The following is a 19,334-nucleotide window of genomic DNA, read 5'->3' as shown; positions in this document are numbered from 1 at the left end:
GTCCCTGTGCAAAACACAAGGACTTATTTACATTATTCAGCTTTTTGCGCTTGTTCGCTAGTTTTGGCGAGTCTGGGACAAAAGTCTACGGACTATAAAAAAAGAGAATCTACAAATTACTTAAGCGTGATTTGTAGATTCTCTTATTTTCTTGCTTTTATTTTGCTATATTTTTTCAAATTATTGGCCATGAAGGCCAATCCAACATCAGTTTTAACCTTTGTTTTCCCTCTGAGGTTAAATCGAGTGAACCCTAAAATAGCCTTTATCTGGCCAAAAACTGGTTCAACGTCAATTTTCCGTTTGAAAAAGAGCCTAGATCCTTCTTCAGATAAAAGCTTCTGTGTTTCTATATTCTTTAATTCCTGATAGTTTTTATTATAGTAAAGCGCCTTTTGCGGCGCATTTTCTGGATCCAAAGGCTTATAAACCTGAATTTCAGAAATATAACCACTCATTTTATTTTTTCGTTTTTGGAGATGACTAAAGAAATAAACCGTGCCATCAGGATGTGTAAAAGTATTACTTTGCTTATCGTAACTCCAATTATCCATATTTTTAGCTGATTTTTTATGTTTCTTTTTCTGCTCTTTATCAAACCGATTATATTTAATCAAGTGGTTAATTTTATGGTTATCTAAATAAGTAAGGTTTTCTTCGCTACCATAACCAGCATCAGCTACAATGCATTTCGGGGAATTAGGAAAACTTTCAACAAAGGGTTGTAAAGTCCGCGTATCCGTCGGATTGTGGAAAATATCATAATGAAGGACAAATTGGTTTTCAGTCGCTACTTGGATATTATATCCCGCTTTCAATTGCCCATTCATCATATGGTCATCTTTCATTCGCATGAACGTAGCATCAGGATCTGTTTTTGAATAGCTATTTCTTCCGTTAAATGTTTCAAACTGTTTGGCATACTTTTGTTTGCGAGGTAGAAAATCTTGACTCACTTTACGGTAATGTTTTTTCAAACGACGACGTTCTTGTTTACGTTGATCTGGCCCTTTTACAGGAGTTTCCTCAATATCTTCAGTGAGTTTATCGATTTCTTCCTTAAGCACTTTAGATATCTCTTGAAGCATCGTTTCTTCTAGATCTAAATTTTCATCATATTGGATGCCAGCATCAACCATCGGTTGAATTTCATTAAAGTAATATTCACGTGAGGTCACTTTTAATCGCTCTGCATATTTTTCAGTTGCCTTTTTCCAAACAAAAGAATATTTATTGGCATTCGCTTCAATTTTAGTTCCATCTATAAAGCAATTTTCTAAATGAATTAATTTCTCTAACTTTAACTGAGTGGTAAACTCAACGAATAGATTTTCTAATAAAGATCTGCAATTTTCTGAAGAACGGAAGCGATTAATCGTTCGATAGCTAATAACTTGTTGAGCGACTAGCCACTGCATGGGTAAATTTTCAACCATCAGTTCCTCTATTTTTCTTCCGCTAAATACGCCTTTACTATAAGCGTATAGAAGTGCCATGATTAAAGGTTTTGGATGATAGGCAGGACGACCGTCCTGCGTACTGAAGCTTTCAAAGTATTTTTCATCCAGAGATTCAATAAAATTATAGATTGAAAATACAATATGATCTGGATCGATACATGCAGATAATTCTAGTGGAAGTGTTGTTTGATTCATGTTATATTGTATGTACATAAGAAGCACCCCTTAATCTTTAGTGTGGTTACTAATATTATAACAGGGTGCTTTTTTAATACCTAATTTTAAGTAAAAGGGTTAAGAAATTAGTGAAAACTAACTTCTTAACCCTTTTTGTTTTGAGGCTTTTGTCCCAGACTCTTAGTAGGATTCCGGCAATTGCCCCACCGATTAACCATGAGAGCAAGAACATTAGGCCATTGGTTACCCCACCGGCTAAAACTGCAAATACACCGCCGTGAGGAACATAAGAAACACAGCCAAAGAACATGCTTAAGGCTCCGGCAATTCCTGAACCAAGGGCTAGTGGTGGAATCACGTGTAGTGGGTCTTTAGCAGCGAAAGGAATGGCTCCTTCAGTAATGAAAGCAGCCCCCATCACATAGTTGACATAGGCACTATTACGTTCATCTTCAGACCATAAACTCTTTTGAAGGGTAGCAGAGATACCGATGGCTAATGGTGGAACCATACCCCCACACATAACCGCTGCCATCACGTTTGATCCTGCTCCAGCGGATGCGGTGACTAAGGCAGTACCAGTAACATAGGCGGCTTTGTTAATCGGACCACCCATATCGATAGACATCATCGCTCCAACCACAAAACCTAAAATAATGGTCATAGAAGGTGGGATACTATTGATAAGGCTCATTAAGCCGTTCATCACTGCACCCATCGGTCCATTGATCACAAAGAGCATCAAGAAGCCCATAATCAGTACCCCAAGCACTGGGTATAGGAAGATCGATTTCATCCCGTTTAAGGATTTAGGTAGCCAGGCAAATAATTTTTCTAATAGCCAAACAATACCGCCGGCTAAGAAACCAGCAACCAAGGCGCCAAGGAAACCAGAAGAAACTGAATTTTCAAAAATTCCAACCCCAGTAAAGGCAGCAAATTTACTTGGTTCCGCACAGATACCACCGATAACCCCGATAACTAAACCGATACGGTCTGCCATGGAATGGCCGATAAAACCAGCCAACATAGGTAGCATCATGGCAAAGGATAAGTTACCTACTGTATTTAAGGCTTGCGCAATTTGGTTATAGTCATCAGCAGCTGGATCAGCAGAAGTAATGCCCCAGAAGAAGGACAAGGCAATTAAGATACCACCAGCAACAACGAATGGTAACATATGAGAAACACCATTCATTAAGTGCTTATAAGCTAAACGGCCTAATGTTTCGCCATCTGAACTCTCTTCTTCTTCAGTATTTTGACCTTTCTTAGCATGATAGATTGGTAGCTTGTCATTGGCTGCCCGTTCCACTAACTGGTCAGCCTTATTAACACCATCACCAACCGGTACAATAATGATTGGTTTGCCATCGAAACGAGCCATTTCAACTTGTTTGTCAGCAGCAACAATAACCGCTGTCGCTTCTTCGATATCTTTTTTGGTTAAGCGGTTTTCTACCCCACTTTGACCATTGGTTTCAACCTTAATCCGGTAACCAGCGGCTTGTCCAGCTTTTTTCAAACGTTCTTCTGCCATATAGGTGTGGGCAATTCCGGTTGGACAAGCGGTCACGGCAACGATATATACATCATTATCAGTATCAGCCTCATCCGCTTCAACTGGTGCAGCTTTGGCTTCACTATTTTCTTCCGTTGCTTCTTCGCTTTCATCATGAGCCTTGATAATTTCTAGGACTTCATCAGGACTTTGAGCTTTTAATAAAGCATCTTTGACTCCGTCTTTTAATAAGACTTTAGACAATTGCGCTAAGGCCTTCAGGTGTTCCCCACCGCCCCCTTCTGGAGCAGCAATCATAAAGATTAATTTAGCCGGTTGACCATCAAATGATTCCCATTCAATTCCTTCAGCGCTCCGAGCAAAAATAATAGCAGCTTCTTTGACTGATTCATGTTGGGCATGGGGAATGGCAATTTCATCACCAACGCCAGTAGTGGATTGAGCTTCTCTAGCTTCTAATTTTTCCACGTAAGCCTCAGCATCACTGACGCCTCCACAATCTGAGAAACGCTTAGCTAGATGGACTAAGGTATCTTTTTTACTTTCAGTTTGTAAGTTGAGATCCATAGCCTCTTTGACAAATAAATCAGATAATTTCATTGCTTTGAATCCTCCTTTTTAATTTTCTTTCTTAACGACAATTTGATCAACTAATTCTTCAACTAAGTCCTTCGTCGTAATGCCAACGGAAAAGGCTGTTCCTGACCCAGTAGCTGCAGCGATTTTTAATGATTCGGCATAGTCCTTACTTTCAACATAAGCACTAATAAAACCAGACAACATGGAATCGCCAGCTCCTACAGAATTAATCACTTTTCCTGTAGGCACATTGGCCCGGTAGATATCCCCTCTTTCAGTAAGCAATAAACTTCCGTCGCCACCCAGAGATACCAAAACATTTAAAGCCCCAGCTTCTTGTAAAGCCTTAGCATATTTTATTAAATCAGCGTCTGATTCAATCTGGGTTTCGAATAATTCACCAAGTTCTTCACGGTTAGGTTTAATAATAAAAGGTTTATATTCTAAACATGCTTTTAATAATTGCTTATTAGAATCTAAAACAAAGTTAGCGTTTTTCTCGAGGCATAATTTTGCAATACTGATATAAGCTTTCTCATCCAATCCAGGTGCGGCATTTCCTGCTAGAAAGACAGTATCAGTATCTGTTAGTTCTTCATTCAAGTAAGTCATTAATTCCTGGAATTTATCAGCATCGACTCTTGGCCCTTGGGCATTAATTTCGGTTTCTTGTGGGCCTTTGAGCTTCACATTAATCCGAGTAGGCTGGTCGAGTTCAATAAAATGGGTATTAACCCCTTCGGCTTCTAATTCATCAATAATAAATTGACCAGAAAATCCACCGATAAAACCCGTGGCAATATTTTTCTTACCTAAACGCTGGAAGACGACTGATGCATTAATCCCTTTACCACCTGCCACATAGTGGTCTTCATGGGAGCGGTTTAGGTCACCTAATTTTATATCATCAACTTGCATTAATAAATCCACAGCAGGATTAAAGGTAATGGTATAAATCATTGAGATACCTCCATAATTTTCATATAGTTTTCATATTTTGAATTGCTCTCATTAGTCAATAAAATAGCTTGATCTAAGTCACAGACGTGGCAGAAAGTACTTTGGTCAAATTTACTTGCATCAGCCAAGATATAACGGTAACGACTATGGTCAATTGCCGCCTTCTTAATTTGTGCTTCCTCTATGTCTGGTGTGGTATATCCTGTATCAAGATCAATACCATTCATTCCTATAAAAGCTTTATCAAAGTTAAAAGATTGAACTTGAGATAAGGCTATGCCACCGATTAAGGTTCCCGTACTTTCTTTAATTTCACCGCCCACAACAATGGTGTGGATCTGTGATTGATAGAGAGCTTGGGCAACTTCCAGGCCATTAGTCACAACAATAATTTCCTTATTAATAATCCAGGGAATCATTTCAATCGTCGTGGTACCAGAATCAAGGTAAATCGTATCATGGTCAGCAACCATTTCTCCGGCTAATTTTCCAATGAGTTGTTTTTCTAAAACATTCACTTGGCTTTTCTCGGATAAGGAAGCTTCCACATTACGCTGTTGAACTCTTTTGGCTCCACCATGAATGCGTTCTAATTTCCCCGCCTTTTCCAAACTATCAAAATCTCTTCTAATGGTTGATTCAGAAACAGACAACTGCTTGGAGACATCTTGAAGATTTAAGATAGGTACTTTGGTTAAGGCTTCCATAATATACTTTTGCCTTTCTTCGGTTAGCATAATCTACCTCCTTTCATGAATTGAAATCGTTTTCTCTTTTAACATAAGATATTATAAAGGAAATATAAAGGTTAATCAATCATTTTCTTTCATTTTCTATCAAAAAGGGCCAATTTTTGATAGATTTTGCAGAGTAAAGTGTATCTAACTTTTTAATCAAGCAATAGCAGTCAATATACGCTATATTTGGGCATAAAAAAAGCAACCCTTTATAGAGTTGCTTAAATATGACCCGTACGGGAATCGAACCCGTGTTACCGCCGTGAAAGGGCGGTGTCTTAACCGCTTGACCAACGGGCCAAAATATATCTTTTTATGGTCCGAGACAGAATCGAACTGCCGACACCTTGAGCTTCAATCAAGTGCTCTACCAACTGAGCTATCGGACCTTGAAAAAAACGGTCCGGACGGGATTTGAACCCGCGATCTCCTCCGTGACAGGGAGGCATGTTAACCCCTACACCACCGGACCTGATAATTTAGGTAAAATAAAATTGCGGAGACAGGATTCGAACCTGTGACCTCCGGGTTATGAGCCCGACGAGCTGCCAGCTGCTCTACTCCGCGATGTCAATATCTCCAGTATAAATTAGGATAATACCTAAATATGACCCGTACGGGAATCGAACCCGTGTTACCGCCGTGAAAGGGCGGTGTCTTAACCGCTTGACCAACGGGCCATTGGATAACGGAGGATAAGGGATTCGAACCCTTGCGTCAGTTTCCCGACCTAACGATTTAGCAAACCGTCCTCTTCGGCCTCTTGAGTAATCCTCCACAAAATATTAATGGGCCTGAATGGACTCGAACCATCGACCTCACCCTTATCAGGGGTGCGCTCTAACCAGCTGAGCTACAGGCCCATATTATATAAGCGGGTGACGAGAATCGAACTCGCGACAACAGCTTGGAAGGCTGTGGTTTTACCACTAAACTACACCCGCATACGGTCCGGACGGGATTTGAACCCGCGATCTCCTCCGTGACAGGGAGGCATGTTAACCCCTACACCACCGGACCTATTCAATTTTGAATAATTGCGGAGGCAGGATTCGAACCTGCGACCTCCGGGTTATGAGCCCGACGAGCTGCCAGCTGCTCTACTCCGCGATAATAAGTAAAGGAGGATAAGGGATTCGAACCCTTGCGCGGTTTGACCCGCCTGACGGTTTTCAAGACCGTTCCCTTCAGCCAGACTTGGGTAATCCTCCATAATATATAATTAACAAGATGGACCTTGTAGGACTCGAACCTACGGCCGGACGGTTATGAGCCGTCTGCTCTAACCAACTGAGCTAAAGGTCCGAACATTAATAGCGGCGGAGGGGATCGAACCCCCGACCTCCCGGGTATGAACCGGACGCTCTAGCCAGCTGAGCTACACCGCCAAATTATAATGTAATGGAGGATAGCGGGATCGAACCGCTGACCTCCTGCTTGCAAAGCAGGCGCTCTCCCAGCTGAGCTAATCCCCCCAAAGTCGGGAAAACAGGATTCGAACCTGCGACCCCTTGGTCCCAAACCAAGTGCTCTACCAAGCTGAGCTATTTCCCGATAATGCACCCAGCAGGATTCGAACCTGCAACCGCCTGATTCGTAGTCAGGTACTCTATCCAGTTGAGCCATGGGTGCGTATTTATAAAAAGTTTATGCCGAGGACCGGAATCGAACCGGTACGGTGTTTAACCACCGCGGGATTTTAAGTCCCGTGCGTCTGCCTGTTCCGCCACCCCGGCATAATAATATTTAATTTTAAGCCATTTGGCTAAGCGGAAGACGGGATTCGAACCCGCGACCCCCACCTTGGCAAGGTGATGTTCTACCACTGAACTACTTCCGCATGAGATATAATGCCGGCTAAAGGACTTGAACCCTCGACCCCCTGATTACAAATCAGATGCTCTACCAACTGAGCTAAGCCGGCTTTTATATTAGTGCGGGTGAAGGGACTTGAACCCCCACGCCTCTCGGCGCCAGATCCTAAATCTGGTGCGTCTGCCAATTCCGCCACACCCGCATGTAAATGATCCGTGGGAGGCTCGAACTCCCGACCCTCTGATTAAAAGTCAGATGCTCTACCAACTGAGCTAACGAATCATAATGGAGAATGAGGGGCTCGAACCCCCGACATTCTGCTTGTAAGGCAGACGCTCTCCCAGCTGAGCTAATTCTCCATAAAATATTGCACGGCAACGTCCTAGTCTCACAGGGGGCAACCCCCAACTACATTCGGCGCTAAGAAGCTTAACTGCTGTGTTCGGGATGGATACAGGTGGGTCCTTCTTGCCATCGTCACCGTACAATTTATTTTTTTGAGCTTGTTCGCTCAAAACTGAATCTATCATGTCTTCCTTAAACCTCATACAACCTTATCCTTTGGATAAGTCCTCGACCGATTAGTATTTGTCCGCTCCACTTATTGCTAAGCTTCCACTCCAAACCTATCAACCTGATCGTCTTTCAGGGGTCTTACTACTTTCAAAGTATGGGAAATCTCATCTTGAGGGGGGCTTCACGCTTAGATGCTTTCAGCGCTTATCCCGTCCACACATAGCTACCCAGCCATGCTCCTGGTGGAACAACTGGTACACCAGCGGTGTGTCCATCCCGGTCCTCTCGTACTAAGGACAGCTCCTCTCAAATTTCCAACGCCCGCGACGGATAGGGACCGAACTGTCTCACGACGTTCTGAACCCAGCTCGCGTACCGCTTTAATGGGCGAACAGCCCAACCCTTGGGACCGACTTCAGCCCCAGGATGCGATGAGCCGACATCGAGGTGCCAAACCTCCCCGTCGATGTGAACTCTTGGGGGAGATAAGCCTGTTATCCCCAGGGTAGCTTTTATCCGTTGAGCGATGGCCCTTCCATGCGGAACCACCGGATCACTAAGCCCGACTTTCGTCCCTGCTCGACTTGTAGGTCTCGCAGTCAAGCTCCCTTCTGCCTTTACACTCTGCGAATGATTTCCAACCATTCTGAGGGAACCTTTGGGCGCCTCCGTTACACTTTAGGAGGCGACCGCCCCAGTCAAACTGCCTGACTGACACTGTCTCCCGACCAGCTAATGGTCGCGGGTTAGAATGGTCATCCCACAAGGGTAGTATCCCACCAGTGCCTCCATCGAGACTAGCGTCCCGACTTCGATGGCTCCTACCTATCCTGTACATGTGGCACAAACATTCAATATCAACCTACAGTAAAGCTCCATGGGGTCTTTCCGTCCTGTCGCGGGTAACCAGCATCTTCACTGGTACTACAATTTCACCGAGCCTCTCGTTGAGACAGTGCCCAAATCGTTACGCCTTTCGTGCGGGTCAGAACTTACCTGACAAGGAATTTCGCTACCTTAGGACCGTTATAGTTACGGCCGCCGTTTACTGGGGCTTCAATTCAGAGCTTCGCATACGCTAACCCTTCCTCTTAACCTTCCAGCACCGGGCAGGCGTCAGCCTCTATACATCATCTTTCGATTTGGCAGAGACCTATGTTTTTGATAAACAGTCGCTTGGGCCTATTCACTGCGGCTGACCTTGCGGTCAGCACCCCTTCTCCCGAAGTTACGGGGTCATTTTGCCGAGTTCCTTAACGAGAGTTCGCTCGCTCACCTTAGTGTTCTCCACTCGACTACCTGTGTCGGTTTGCGGTACGGGTTGTTTGATTCTCACTAGAAACTTTTCTTGACAGCGTGACGTCGGCGGCTTCGGTACTAAACTTCCCTCCCCGTCACAACTCATGAAGTCTGAGGCAAGCCTTTCACTCACCTTCTCACTCATTGCTTGGACGCGTTTTTCCATCTCCGCGCTCCGCTTAGCCTTCTGTGTCCTTCCATCGCTCAAACAAATCAAACAAGTACAGGAATCTCAACCTGTTGTCCATCGCCTATCCCTTTCGGTCTCGGCTTAGGTCCCGACTAACCCTGGGAGGACGAGCCTTCCCCAGGAAACCTTAGTCATTCGGTGGACGGGATTCTCACCCGTCTTTCGCTACTCATACCGGCATTCTCACTTCTATACGCTCCACATGTCCTCACGATCATGCTTCTCTGCCTATAGAACGCTCTCCTACCATCCTACGGATCCACAGCTTCGGTGTTCAGTTTAGCCCCGGTACATTTTCGGCGCAGGGTCACTCGACTAGTGAGCTATTACGCACTCTTTCAATGATGGCTGCTTCTAAGCCAACATCCTAGTTGTCTAAGCAACCCCACATCCTTTTCCACTTAACTGAAACTTTGGGACCTTAGCTGGTGGTCTGGGCTCTTTCCCTTTCGACTACGGATCTTATCACTCGCAGTCTGACTCCCGGACTAAACTATTTGGCATTCGGAGTTTATCAGATGTCGGTAATCCAGGATGGACCCCTCGATCAAACAGTGCTCTACCTCCAATAGTCATCATCCGAGGCTAGCCCTAAAGCTATTTCGGAGAGAACCAGCTATCTCCAAGTTCGATTGGAATTTCACCGCTACCCACACCTCATCCCCGCCTTTTTCAACAGACGTGGGTTCGGCCCTCCAGTGTGTTTTACCACACCTTCAGCCTGGACATGAGTAGATCACTTGGTTTCGGGTCGACGACAACAAACTCAACGCCCTCTTCAGACTCGCTTTCGCTGTGGCTCCGCTTCTTCAGCTTAACCTTGCTTGCTATCGTCACTCGCCGGTCCGTTCTACAAAAAGTACGCCATCACCCCTTAACGGGCTCTGACTGCTTGTAGGCATACGGTTTCAGGTACTCTTTCACTCCCCTTCCGGGGTGCTTTTCACCTTTCCCTCACGGTACTGGTTCACTATCGGTCACTAGGGAGTATTTAGGCTTGCCAGATGGTCCTGGCGGATTCCGACGGAATTTCACGTGTACCGCCGTACTCAGGATACTGAATGAGGTGGCTGAGCTTTCGCCTACGGGATTGTCACCCTCTCTGATCGCCCTTTCCATGGCGTTCGACTAGCTCATTCACTCCCGACCATCAGTCCTACAACCCCAGCATGCAAGCACGCTGGTTTGGCCTCTTTCCGTTTCGCTCGCCGCTACTCGGGAAATCGATTTTTCTTTCTCTTCCTGTGGCTACTGAGATGTTTCAGTTCACCACGTCTACCTTCCACTCAGCTATGTGTTCACTGAGTGGACCATTGTCGATAAAAACAATGAGGTTCCCCCATTCGGAAATCTCCGGATCAAAGCTTACTTACAGCTCCCCGAAGCATATCGGTGTTCGTCCCGTCCTTCATCGGCTCCTAGTGCCAAGGCATTCACCGTACGCCCTTATTCACTTAACCACCGGTTAAGTTGTATGATGCGAAAAGTTTTAAAACTCTTTCTTTTTCGGTTTTTACGCTTGGTAAAATTGGTTTATTGACATTTCTATCTCGCAAAAAATAGAAATGCGGAATGTTATGATAGTATTCAGTTTTCAAAGAACAATCTGCAACGTTTCCGTTGCAATGGAGGATAGCGGGATCGAACCGCTGACCTCCTGCTTGCAAAGCAGGCGCTCTCCCAGCTGAGCTAATCCCCCGGGTATGAGTTATGGTCATATAATAAACATGTAATGGGCCTGAATGGACTCGAACCATCGACCTCACCCTTATCAGGGGTGCGCTCTAACCAGCTGAGCTACAGGCCCGGTTAAATCCATCAACCATGTGGATAGACCTCTCAAAACTAAACAAAGAAGACTCAAATATGCATTCCGAATATATCCTTAGAAAGGAGGTGATCCAGCCGCAGGTTCACCTACGGCTACCTTGTTACGACTTCACCCCAATCATCTGTCCCACCTTAGGCGGCTGGCTCCAAAGGTTACCTCACCGACTTCAGGTGTTACAAACTCTCGTGGTGTGACGGGCGGTGTGTACAAGACCCGGGAACGTATTCACCGCGGCGTGCTGATCCGCGATTACTAGCGATTCCGGCTTCATGTAGTCGAGTTGCAGACTACAATCCGAACTGAGAATGGCTTTAAGAGATTCGCTTGCTTTCACAAGGTCGCTGCTCGTTGTACCATCCATTGTAGCACGTGTGTAGCCCAAGTCATAAGGGGCATGATGATTTGACGTCATCCCCGCCTTCCTCCGGTTTGTCACCGGCAGTCTCGCTAGAGTGCCCAACTGAATGCTGGCAACTAACAATAAGGGTTGCGCTCGTTGCGGGACTTAACCCAACATCTCACGACACGAGCTGACGACAACCATGCACCACCTGTCACTTTGTCCCCGAAGGGAAAGCTCTATCTCTAGAGTGGTCAAAGGATGTCAAGACTTGGTAAGGTTCTTCGCGTTGCTTCGAATTAAACCACATGCTCCACCGCTTGTGCGGGTCCCCGTCAATTCCTTTGAGTTTCAGCCTTGCGGCCGTACTCCCCAGGCGGAGTGCTTAATGCGTTAACTCCGGCACTGAAGGGTGGAAACCCTCCAACACCTAGCACTCATCGTTTACGGCGTGGACTACCAGGGTATCTAATCCTGTTTGCTACCCACGCTTTCGGGCCTCAGCGTCAGTGACAGACCAGAAAGTCGCCTTCGCCACTGGTGTTCTTCCATATATCTACGCATTCCACCGCTACACATGGAGTTCCACTTTCCTCTTCTGTACTCAAGTTCCCCAGTTTCCAATGCACTTCCACGGTTAAGCCGTGGGCTTTCACATCAGACTTAAGAAACCGCCTGCGCCCCCTTTACGCCCAATAAATCCGGACAACGCTTGCCACCTACGTATTACCGCGGCTGCTGGCACGTAGTTAGCCGTGGCTTTCTGGTAAGATACCGTCAAGACTGGAGCAGTTACTCTCCAATTTGTTCTTCTCTTACAACAGAGCTTTACGATCCGAAAACCTTCTTCACTCACGCGGCGTTGCTCCGTCAGGCTTGCGCCCATTGCGGAAGATTCCCTACTGCTGCCTCCCGTAGGAGTTTGGGCCGTGTCTCAGTCCCAATGTGGCCGATTACCCTCTCAGGTCGGCTATGCATCATTGCCTTGGTAGGCCGTTACCCCACCAACGAGCTAATGCACCGCAAGGCCATCGATAAGTGACAGCAAAGCCGTCTTTCCAAAGGCCACCATGTGGTGACCTTTCCTATGCGGTATTAGCACCCGTTTCCGGATGTTGTCCCCCGCTTATCGGTAGGTTCCTTACGTGTTACTCACCCGTCCGCCGCTAACGTCAGAAGTGCAAGCACTTCGTCGGTTCGCTCGACTTGCATGTATTAGGCACGCCGCCAGCGTTCGTCCTGAGCCAGGATCAAACTCTCATGAAAGAATCATGAGCGTTGATAGCTCATTTGTTTGCTGACTAGTTATAGTCTGGTCTAGACTTATTGTTTGAATTGTTGGTTCATCAACAAAATGTTGATGCCCTACACATTTGGTTCGTCTTCTTTGTTCAGTTTTCAAAGGTCTATATCGCTTGTTGCGACTTTATTATTATACCGCAACCACTATCTCTTTGTCAAGAACTTTTTTAAATTTATTTTTTATTGTTGAATTTCTATCAATATAAAGAAATAAACTTCATAAGTTCTCTGAGATCGAGCAAGGATTTAATAGTTTTGTTTTCCTCCGCTCATCAGCGACAAGAAATATAATATAATGTTTTGCTATCAAAGTCAATAGATTTTTCCAAAAAAGTTTGAAATAAATAAAAAAGGTAAATTGTAAAATGAAGTGCATAGAGAAAAGGACGACAAAAAACCAGTGATGCTCTATACTTAAAAGCGTCTAAACCCAAGTAAAGGAGCACTCACTGGCTATGAAACATTCTAACACGAAACCTAGATCATATACACACCTTTCTGCAGAAAAACGCGGAATTATCCAAGCAATGCACCAAGAAGGACATAAACAGAAAGAGATTGCTGACGCCGTTGGCGTCAATCAATGCACCATATCTCGTGAACTAAAACGTGGAAAAACACGTCAAATGAACTATGATCATACCTACGTTGATGTCTATCTTGCAGAAACTGGCTCGCGTGTTTATAAAGATAATCGGTCAAATTCTAAAGCCAGAGGCGCTTTGTATGGAAAATCTAACTTCATTAAAGCCTTTGAGGAAGCCTTACTGACACCTAAAGAAGACCGTATTTTCAGTGTTGATACGTTTATTCATGATTACCGCAGAAAACACCCTTTAGAAAGAGTTCCTTGCACCAAAACCATGTATAAATATATCAATCTTGGTTTATTAAATGTGAGGAATATTGATCTTCCTATGAAAACAAGGATTCGTCCAAGAAAACAACCTAGTGAACCGCGTGGGACGAATAAAAAGGTATTTGGAAAAAGCATTGATCAGCGATGCCCAGACGTCCTTTCAAGAGAAGAATTTGGTCACTGGGAGCTTGACCTCGTGATAGGAAAGAAGACTAAAGGAGAGCCATGTCTTATTACTCTAGTTGAACGGAAAACGCGAAAATTCCTCACCAAGAAGACTTGGAAGTGGGATGCAGATTCCATTGTAAAATCGGTTAAAAAGGTGATTCTTAAAGAGGGTCAAGCGTGTTTTAAAACCTTAACGACCGATAACGGCAGTGAATTTTCTAAACTATCTCAGCTTGAGTATGCTCTGAAGGATTTGGAAGTCTTTTTCGCCCATGCCTATTCAGCTTGGGAAAAAGGCAGTAATGAGAGACATAATCGCATGTTAAGAGAATTCTTGCCCAAAGGGACAAGCTTTAAAAAGCTGACATACCAGGAACTCGCACACTATACGAATACAATAAATAATCGCTTTAGAAAGGTCTTAGATTATCAAACCCCTAACGACTGTTATAACCTAGAAGTTGCGAAACTTCAGGAAACGCTTAAAGAAGCAGGCTAAAGTGCTTAACAAAGCATAGAGATTCAGTGTGGGCCAGTCAAGGTCCGCTTCGCTCTCCACCTTGACAGCCCCACCCTGAATCTCTAAATGATAATCAAGCACTTTAAGCTAGAGAAAAACGGGCCAAGAATTATTGACTTTATCAGCTTTTTAGTTATTTGGCATGACACTGGGATTTTTTAAAATAAATATGCACTTGATATTGCAATTTACCAATAAATAAAAAAGAGAAGCTTCTTGGTGAAACTTCTCTTCTAAAAGCCTGATTTTTCAGCTTTTATAGCCTATTAGTTTAATTAATAAAAGTGATTATTAATTTTAAATTAATCTAAGCGTTGGTTAAGTTCATCCGCTAAATCTTCGAATCCTGGTTTTCCGAGTAAAGCAAACATATTTTTCTTATATGCTTCTACGCCAGGTTGGTTAAATGGATTAACGCCGTTGAGATAACCACTCATCCCTACTGCCAATTCAAAGAAGTAAATCATATAACCTAAATGATAAGCATCCATTTTTTCAAGGTGAATCACAAAGTTAGGAACGCGACCGTCCGTATGAGCTAACAAGGTTCCTTGAAATGCCTTGGTATTTACATAGTCCAAGTCCTTGCCTTCTAAGTAAGAAAGGCCATCTAAGTCACTTTCTAATCGTGGAATGTCAATATTTCTTTCAGGTGTATCGACTTTGATAACTGTTTCCATTAAGTTCCGTTTTCCGTCTTGGATAGATTGGCCAATCGAATGCAAATCAGTAGAGAAGTTAGCAGAAGATGGATAAATTCCTTTTTGATCTTTTCCTTCAGATTCACCGAATAATTGTTTCCACCATTCTGCAAAGTATTGCATCTTTGGTTCATAGTTAACTAAGATTTCTGTGTCATAGCCTTTACGGTGAAGGATATTTCTTAGGCCTGCATATTGGTAGGCACTATTTTTCTTTAAATCTGCGTCTGATAGATCTTCCATGGCTTGTTTAGCCCCTTCTAGGAGAGCATCTGTGTCAGCACCGCTCACCGCAATGGGCAAAAGTCCCACTGGTGTTAAAACGGTAAAACGTCCCCCGACCCCATCAGGTATAATAAAGGTCTCATAACCTTCTTTATCTGCTTCTTCTCGCAAAGCGCCTTTAGCTTTATCAGTCGTTGCATAAATCCGTTGTTTAGCTGCTTCTTTGCCATATTTATCTTCTAGTAATTGTTTGAAGATTCTAAAAGCAATGGCGGTTTCAGTGGTAGTCCCTGATTTACTAATGACGTTAACTGAAAAATCACGGTCACCAATCACTTCAATCAATTCACTGAGATAAGTGGAGCTTAAACTGTTCCCGGCAAATAAAATTTGGGGATAGTCTCTTTTATCAGCTGGGAAATAGTTAATGAATTGATGACTTAAAAAGTCAATGGCTGCTTTGGCTCCCAAATAGGACCCCCCAATACCAAGAACCACTAAAACATCAGAGTCAGCTTGAATGCGTTTAGCAGCTGCTTTTAGGCGGGCGTATTCTTCTTTGTCATAGTCGGCTGGAAGAGTTACCCAATCCGTAAAATCAGCACCCTGTCCTGTCTTTTCACGTAGCATCTTGTCTGCTGCGTTCACAAAGGGTTGTAAATAATCTAATTCATGATCTTGAATAAAGTGTTCTGTTTTTGAATAATCAAAAGTTAATGTAGACAATGTTATTCCTCCAATCGATAATCTTTAATCTTTCCTGAATGGATATCTGCTAATGAGTTTTCAATCCACTCAGGCATTTTTTTATTGATTGTTTTAAAACCTATTTGTGGTGTATGACGCCGCTTGGGTTTCTTTATCCGCGCTGGAAAATTTGGGGTGTTGGTTGCTTTAAGAGCCCGAATCGATAGACTGATTTTCTTGGTGTATTCATCAATATCGATGATTTTTACTTTGACCTTATCACCAATCGAAAAGCGTTCTTCGAGATTTGTGACATATCCATGGTCGACTTCAGAAATATGGACCAGACCATGACAATGGGAGTCCAATTTGATGAATAAACCATAGGATTGAATGCCAGTCACTGTGCCATTAAGAACATCGCCAATTCGATAGTTTTCTGAACGCTCCATTACTGATCAAGGCCTTCAATGTCAATCGTAACAATTGAGACATCTTCTAAGGGTTTATCATGGCTATCTCGATCGACTGCTTCTATCTGATAGACAACATCCATCCCATCGACTACTTGACCAAATACCGTATGTTTATGATCGAGCCAAGGGATCCCTCCCTTTTGAGCATAATGCTCAATCACTTCTTCGGGCCAGGATAGTGCCTTCATCTGGTCTAACATAGCTTGGGGAACTTCTTGAGCAGAGACGATAAAGAATTGCGAACCATTGGTATTTGGCCCAGCATTAGCCATGGAAAGAGCACCGTTAAAGTTGAAAACTTGATTAGAAAATTCATCTTCAAATGCACTCCCATAGATACTTTCTCCCCCTCTACCCGTTCCGGTGGGGTCGCCACCCTGAATCATAAAGTTTGGAATGACCCGGTGGAAAATAACACCATCATAATATCCAGATTGGCTCAGCTCAATAAAATTTTTGACTGTCTTAGGCGCTACTTCAGGATATAAAGTGAGGACAATATCCCCTAAAGTAGTTTTAATTGTTGCGGTAGGATTCTGATCATTGCTTTCCAGTTGTAGATAGTTCATTATTTACCTCCTTAGCTTAATTGTACCAAGATCGCAAATTTTTGTATAGAAGACTTTCAATAGCAGCAAACTTTCTCAGGGTCCTAAAAAACTTTTCTAGCCTCCTAATTCATGATAAGATTACACTAGTTAATATTAGAGAGGAAACATTCCAGTGAAAAATTTCCCCTTAACTGCCACGATTGTAGCAATTATTTTCACCCAAATAATTAAATATCCGATTGCCTATCTCTTTATGGGAAAAAAGGAAACCAAACTTTCTATAATCCATACGACTGGTGGCATGCCAAGTTCACATACTGCCGCGGTAACCGCCTTAATTACTTCCCTTATTCTCCAGGAAGGCTTTTTATCTCCTTATGTTGCCATAGCGACTGCCTATGGGCTAATCGTTATGTTCGACGCCATGGGGGTAAGAAGACAAAGTGGTGAACAAGGCATTCTGATTAGAGAGTTATTGGCCATCTTACGTGAACACCATGATAGTGAAGAGGATGGTCAAATTAATGAGAAGTTAGATCAGATTGATGACCAAAATATGGTTATCGATGATTACCTTGGGCATAAACCTTCGGAAGTCTTTGGGGGCTTTGTCGCTGGTGTTGGTGTTGCCTTCTTTATTCGCTTTATCTTTTTTTATTTTGATTGGATGATTTAATGACAGAAAAAAAAATCAAAGATTTAACTATTATCGGCGCTGGACCTAGTGGTTTATTCGCCGCCTTTTATGCAGGAATGCGCCAGCTTTCTGTACAAATTATTGACAGTCTTGCTCAAGTTGGCGGACAACCCCACGCCTTGTATCCTGACAAGGCGATTTTTGATATTGGAGCCCTTCCGCAAATTACCGGTAAGGAATTAAGTCAGGCCCTTATGGAACAAGTAAAGCCCTTTGCTTCGACCACTAGCTTTCACTTTAACCATGACATCACTGAAATCAATGATGCAGGTAATTATTTTTCCTTAAGAAGTCAAAAGGCTCATTTTTATAGCCGAGCTGTCTTGATTGCTGCCGGGGGTGGCGCTTTTAGACCACGTTCTGCCAATATCAAAAATGAAGCGGAATTTGAAGGGGATAAGTTATTTTATACTGTCAATCAGGCTCAAGACTTTCAGGATAAAGAGGTCGCTATTTTAGGGGGAGGCGACACAGCTTTAGATAACGCCCTATTAGTCAGTCAGTACGCCAAGAAGCTTTATCTGGTTCACAGACGTGACAAATTCCGCGGCCATGAGTTTAGCCAAGCCCAATTGAAAGCTAAAAGCAATGTCGAAATCATCACCCCCTATCAAGCAAAGGCCATTCGTCCCCTCCAAGGGTCCCAGCAGGTAGAACTCTTATTGGCCAAAAGCCGCAGTCAAGAAAGCAGGGCCCTCCAGCTAGACAGTATTATTTCTTCTTATGGTTTTCAGGCAAATATCAATGCCTTTAAGTCATGGCCTATCGAGTCTATCGGCCAACGTATTCCTGTTAATGAACACATGCAAACGAGTCTGGCAGGGGTCTACGCCATCGGTGATATTTGTACTTATACAGGTAAAACCCAGTTAATCGCTAGTGGCTTCGGTGAGGCTCCAACAGCTATCAACGCCATCACTCACTACCTTTATCCCGAGGAAAAACTAGCCCCGCTTCACAGCACCACTTACTTTAAAAAATAAGTTAAATAATCAAAAACCGCAGGTAGTCATTGCCTGCGGTTTTCTTATGCTAGAATTTTTATTTTCTCACTCATCATCAGGTGTATTGATAACCTTAGTCATAGGGACAGGAGGAAGGTCATTATTTTGCTGACGAATTTTGGCATTACGGTAATTTGGGCTAGTCTGAACGTTACCTTTTTTATTTTGCTTTTGCCAATTGATTAGAATACGGTCAATGTAGCGCAAATTTAATACGCCATTCAAAACTGCTTCTTTAATGGCTGCCTTCACCGTTACCACATCATAGTGGTCTTCGCTAAACCAAGCCGCAACTTGCTGGTATTCGATCGGTGATAAGGGACGACCAAATTCTTGTTCAATTATTTGAAAGATCGACCCTTCAGCCTTCTCTTCCGCTTGTTTTTCTTTTTTGGCATGGTTTTCTTCAAATAAACGCTCTAATTTTTGATAAAGCAAGTCTAAGCTATAGTATTCAATCTGCTGGCCCTGGTTACTTTCTTCGCTCTCAATCGATAAGAATTTTTTATCAATCAAATTCTGAATCATATCATAAGTTTCACCCTGGCTATAGCCCATACGCTTTTGTAAGGCTTGAATCGGTGGAAAATCGTCTTGCATTTGCTGAAAGCTGACAATATGAATGAGAAACATCACTTCCTCATTGCTCAAAGAGAGCGCTTGATAGTTTTCTAATAAGCTGGTCTGTAAAACCGTATATTGTTTTCTTTCAACCACT

At 43.4% G+C, this 19,334-nt stretch carries 11 protein-coding genes, 24 tRNA genes and 3 rRNA genes; 3 read left to right on the top strand and 35 right to left on the bottom strand.

The genetic code is table 11. From position 1 onward, the window contains the following. Nucleotides 1-143: 143 nt before the first annotated feature. The 31 genes from CJ190_RS03520 to CJ190_RS03370 form a co-directional block, all read right to left on the bottom strand. Nucleotides 144-1,673, bottom strand: coding sequence for an IS1182 family transposase (locus CJ190_RS03520; protein WP_102723068.1), 1,530 nt, complete (start codon nt 1,671-1,673; stop codon nt 144-146). Between the two features lie 55 nt (nt 1,674-1,728). Beyond that, entirely contained in the window at nt 1,729-3,759 is a 2,031-nt protein-coding gene (locus tag CJ190_RS03515; RefSeq protein WP_257876540.1) for a PTS fructose transporter subunit IIABC, read from the bottom strand. An 18-nt stretch (nt 3,760-3,777) separates the two neighbouring features. Beyond that, a complete protein-coding gene (gene pfkB, locus CJ190_RS03510; RefSeq protein ID WP_064293527.1) occupies nt 3,778-4,698 on the bottom strand; it encodes a 1-phosphofructokinase in 921 nt (306 codons plus the stop codon). Then, nucleotides 4,695-5,435: a DeoR/GlpR family DNA-binding transcription regulator gene (locus CJ190_RS03505; protein WP_064293528.1), complete on the bottom strand. Its 741-nt coding sequence runs from the start codon at nt 5,433-5,435 to the stop codon at nt 4,695-4,697. Before CJ190_RS03505 ends, pfkB begins: the two co-directional genes overlap by 4 nt. A gap of 228 nt (nt 5,436-5,663) precedes the next feature. Beyond that, nucleotides 5,664-5,735, bottom strand: a tRNA-Glu gene (locus CJ190_RS03500). Between the two features lie 16 nt (nt 5,736-5,751). Then, nucleotides 5,752-5,824: transfer RNA gene (locus CJ190_RS03495), tRNA-Phe, on the bottom strand. 10 nt (nt 5,825-5,834) lie between these two features. Then, a tRNA-Asp gene (locus CJ190_RS03490) sits at nt 5,835-5,907 on the bottom strand. Between the two features lie 22 nt (nt 5,908-5,929). Beyond that, nucleotides 5,930-6,002: transfer RNA gene (locus CJ190_RS03485), tRNA-Met, on the bottom strand. A 41-nt stretch (nt 6,003-6,043) separates the two neighbouring features. Further along, nucleotides 6,044-6,115: transfer RNA gene (locus CJ190_RS03480), tRNA-Glu, on the bottom strand. Between the two features lie 9 nt (nt 6,116-6,124). Beyond that, a tRNA-Ser gene (locus CJ190_RS03475) sits at nt 6,125-6,212 on the bottom strand. 12 nt (nt 6,213-6,224) lie between these two features. Further along, nucleotides 6,225-6,298: transfer RNA gene (locus CJ190_RS03470), tRNA-Ile, on the bottom strand. Nucleotides 6,299-6,308: 10 nt separating this feature from the next. Beyond that, nucleotides 6,309-6,379, bottom strand: a tRNA-Gly gene (locus tag CJ190_RS03465). 3 nt (nt 6,380-6,382) lie between these two features. After that, nucleotides 6,383-6,455 (bottom strand) — tRNA-Asp (locus CJ190_RS03460). A gap of 17 nt (nt 6,456-6,472) precedes the next feature. Beyond that, a tRNA-Met gene (locus tag CJ190_RS03455) sits at nt 6,473-6,545 on the bottom strand. 11 nt (nt 6,546-6,556) lie between these two features. Then, a tRNA-Ser gene (locus tag CJ190_RS03450) sits at nt 6,557-6,646 on the bottom strand. A 20-nt stretch (nt 6,647-6,666) separates the two neighbouring features. Then, a tRNA-Ile gene (locus CJ190_RS03445) sits at nt 6,667-6,740 on the bottom strand. Nucleotides 6,741-6,749: 9 nt separating this feature from the next. Further along, nucleotides 6,750-6,823 (bottom strand) — tRNA-Met (locus tag CJ190_RS03440). A 14-nt stretch (nt 6,824-6,837) separates the two neighbouring features. Next, nucleotides 6,838-6,910, bottom strand: a tRNA-Ala gene (locus CJ190_RS03435). 5 nt (nt 6,911-6,915) lie between these two features. Continuing rightward, nucleotides 6,916-6,989: transfer RNA gene (locus CJ190_RS03430), tRNA-Pro, on the bottom strand. A gap of 4 nt (nt 6,990-6,993) precedes the next feature. Then, nucleotides 6,994-7,067: transfer RNA gene (locus tag CJ190_RS03425), tRNA-Arg, on the bottom strand. A gap of 18 nt (nt 7,068-7,085) precedes the next feature. Then, nucleotides 7,086-7,171: transfer RNA gene (locus CJ190_RS03420), tRNA-Leu, on the bottom strand. Between the two features lie 32 nt (nt 7,172-7,203). Continuing rightward, nucleotides 7,204-7,275: transfer RNA gene (locus tag CJ190_RS03415), tRNA-Gly, on the bottom strand. An 11-nt stretch (nt 7,276-7,286) separates the two neighbouring features. After that, nucleotides 7,287-7,359, bottom strand: a tRNA-Thr gene (locus CJ190_RS03410). A gap of 11 nt (nt 7,360-7,370) precedes the next feature. Then, nucleotides 7,371-7,452, bottom strand: a tRNA-Leu gene (locus CJ190_RS03405). 7 nt (nt 7,453-7,459) lie between these two features. Then, nucleotides 7,460-7,532: transfer RNA gene (locus CJ190_RS03400), tRNA-Lys, on the bottom strand. 4 nt (nt 7,533-7,536) lie between these two features. Then, nucleotides 7,537-7,609: transfer RNA gene (locus CJ190_RS03395), tRNA-Val, on the bottom strand. 10 nt (nt 7,610-7,619) lie between these two features. Beyond that, nucleotides 7,620-7,735: ribosomal RNA gene (gene rrf, locus CJ190_RS03390) — 5S ribosomal RNA — on the bottom strand. 76 nt (nt 7,736-7,811) lie between these two features. Further along, nucleotides 7,812-10,715 (bottom strand): 23S ribosomal RNA (locus tag CJ190_RS03385). A 166-nt stretch (nt 10,716-10,881) separates the two neighbouring features. Next, nucleotides 10,882-10,954: transfer RNA gene (locus CJ190_RS03380), tRNA-Ala, on the bottom strand. Between the two features lie 34 nt (nt 10,955-10,988). Continuing rightward, a tRNA-Ile gene (locus CJ190_RS03375) sits at nt 10,989-11,062 on the bottom strand. A gap of 82 nt (nt 11,063-11,144) precedes the next feature. Next, a 16S ribosomal RNA gene (locus CJ190_RS03370) occupies nt 11,145-12,692 on the bottom strand. The 16S, 23S and 5S rRNA genes sit together here with 24 tRNA genes alongside, the layout of an rRNA operon. Before the next feature lie 491 nt (nt 12,693-13,183). Between CJ190_RS03370 and CJ190_RS03365 the strand changes: the two genes are divergently transcribed. Then, a complete protein-coding gene (locus tag CJ190_RS03365; protein WP_101562109.1) occupies nt 13,184-14,254 on the top strand; it encodes an IS30 family transposase in 1,071 nt (356 codons plus the stop codon). Between the two features lie 323 nt (nt 14,255-14,577). Here the strand turns inward: CJ190_RS03365 and CJ190_RS03360 are convergent, their stop codons facing one another. From CJ190_RS03360 to CJ190_RS03350, 3 genes are read right to left on the bottom strand one after another with little or no spacing between them, the layout of a single operon-like run. Further along, nucleotides 14,578-15,927 carry a glucose-6-phosphate isomerase gene (locus CJ190_RS03360; RefSeq protein WP_064293281.1) on the bottom strand — a complete coding sequence of 450 codons (1,350 nt, stop codon included), beginning with the start codon at nt 15,925-15,927 and terminating at the stop codon, nt 14,578-14,580. A 2-nt stretch (nt 15,928-15,929) separates the two neighbouring features. Beyond that, nucleotides 15,930-16,340, bottom strand: a complete 411-nt coding sequence (locus CJ190_RS03355) for a CvfD/Ygs/GSP13 family RNA-binding post-transcriptional regulator (RefSeq protein WP_064293280.1) — start codon at nt 16,338-16,340, stop codon at nt 15,930-15,932. Beyond that, the gene (locus tag CJ190_RS03350) at nt 16,340-16,933 is read right to left on the bottom strand and encodes a peptidylprolyl isomerase (RefSeq protein ID WP_064293279.1); all 594 of its coding nucleotides are present in this window, start codon (nt 16,931-16,933) and stop codon (nt 16,340-16,342) included. The genes CJ190_RS03355 and CJ190_RS03350 overlap by 1 nt, the downstream gene beginning before the upstream one ends. A 154-nt stretch (nt 16,934-17,087) precedes the next feature. On the opposite strand from CJ190_RS03350, the gene CJ190_RS03345 reads away from it, so the two are divergent. Then, complete coding sequence (locus CJ190_RS03345) at nt 17,088-17,591, top strand: divergent PAP2 family protein (protein WP_070597969.1); 504 nt, start codon at nt 17,088-17,090, stop codon at nt 17,589-17,591. Next, nucleotides 17,591-18,595, top strand: a complete 1,005-nt coding sequence (locus CJ190_RS03340) for an NAD(P)/FAD-dependent oxidoreductase (protein WP_064293277.1) — start codon at nt 17,591-17,593, stop codon at nt 18,593-18,595. Before CJ190_RS03345 ends, CJ190_RS03340 begins: the two co-directional genes overlap by 1 nt. A 66-nt stretch (nt 18,596-18,661) precedes the next feature. Here CJ190_RS03340 and CJ190_RS03335 read toward each other — a convergent pair whose 3' ends face one another. Continuing rightward, on the bottom strand, nt 18,662-19,333 hold the full coding sequence (locus tag CJ190_RS03335) for a DnaD domain-containing protein (RefSeq protein WP_064293276.1): 672 nt from the start codon (nt 19,331-19,333) through the stop codon (nt 18,662-18,664). Nucleotide 19,334: the final 1 nt, after the last annotated feature.

Origin of the sequence: Aerococcus loyolae (assembly GCF_002871915.2) — a bacterium.
In the GTDB taxonomy this organism is placed as follows: domain Bacteria; phylum Bacillota; class Bacilli; order Lactobacillales; family Aerococcaceae; genus Aerococcus; species Aerococcus loyolae.
This window is presented reverse-complemented; position numbering and strand designations above follow the sequence as displayed.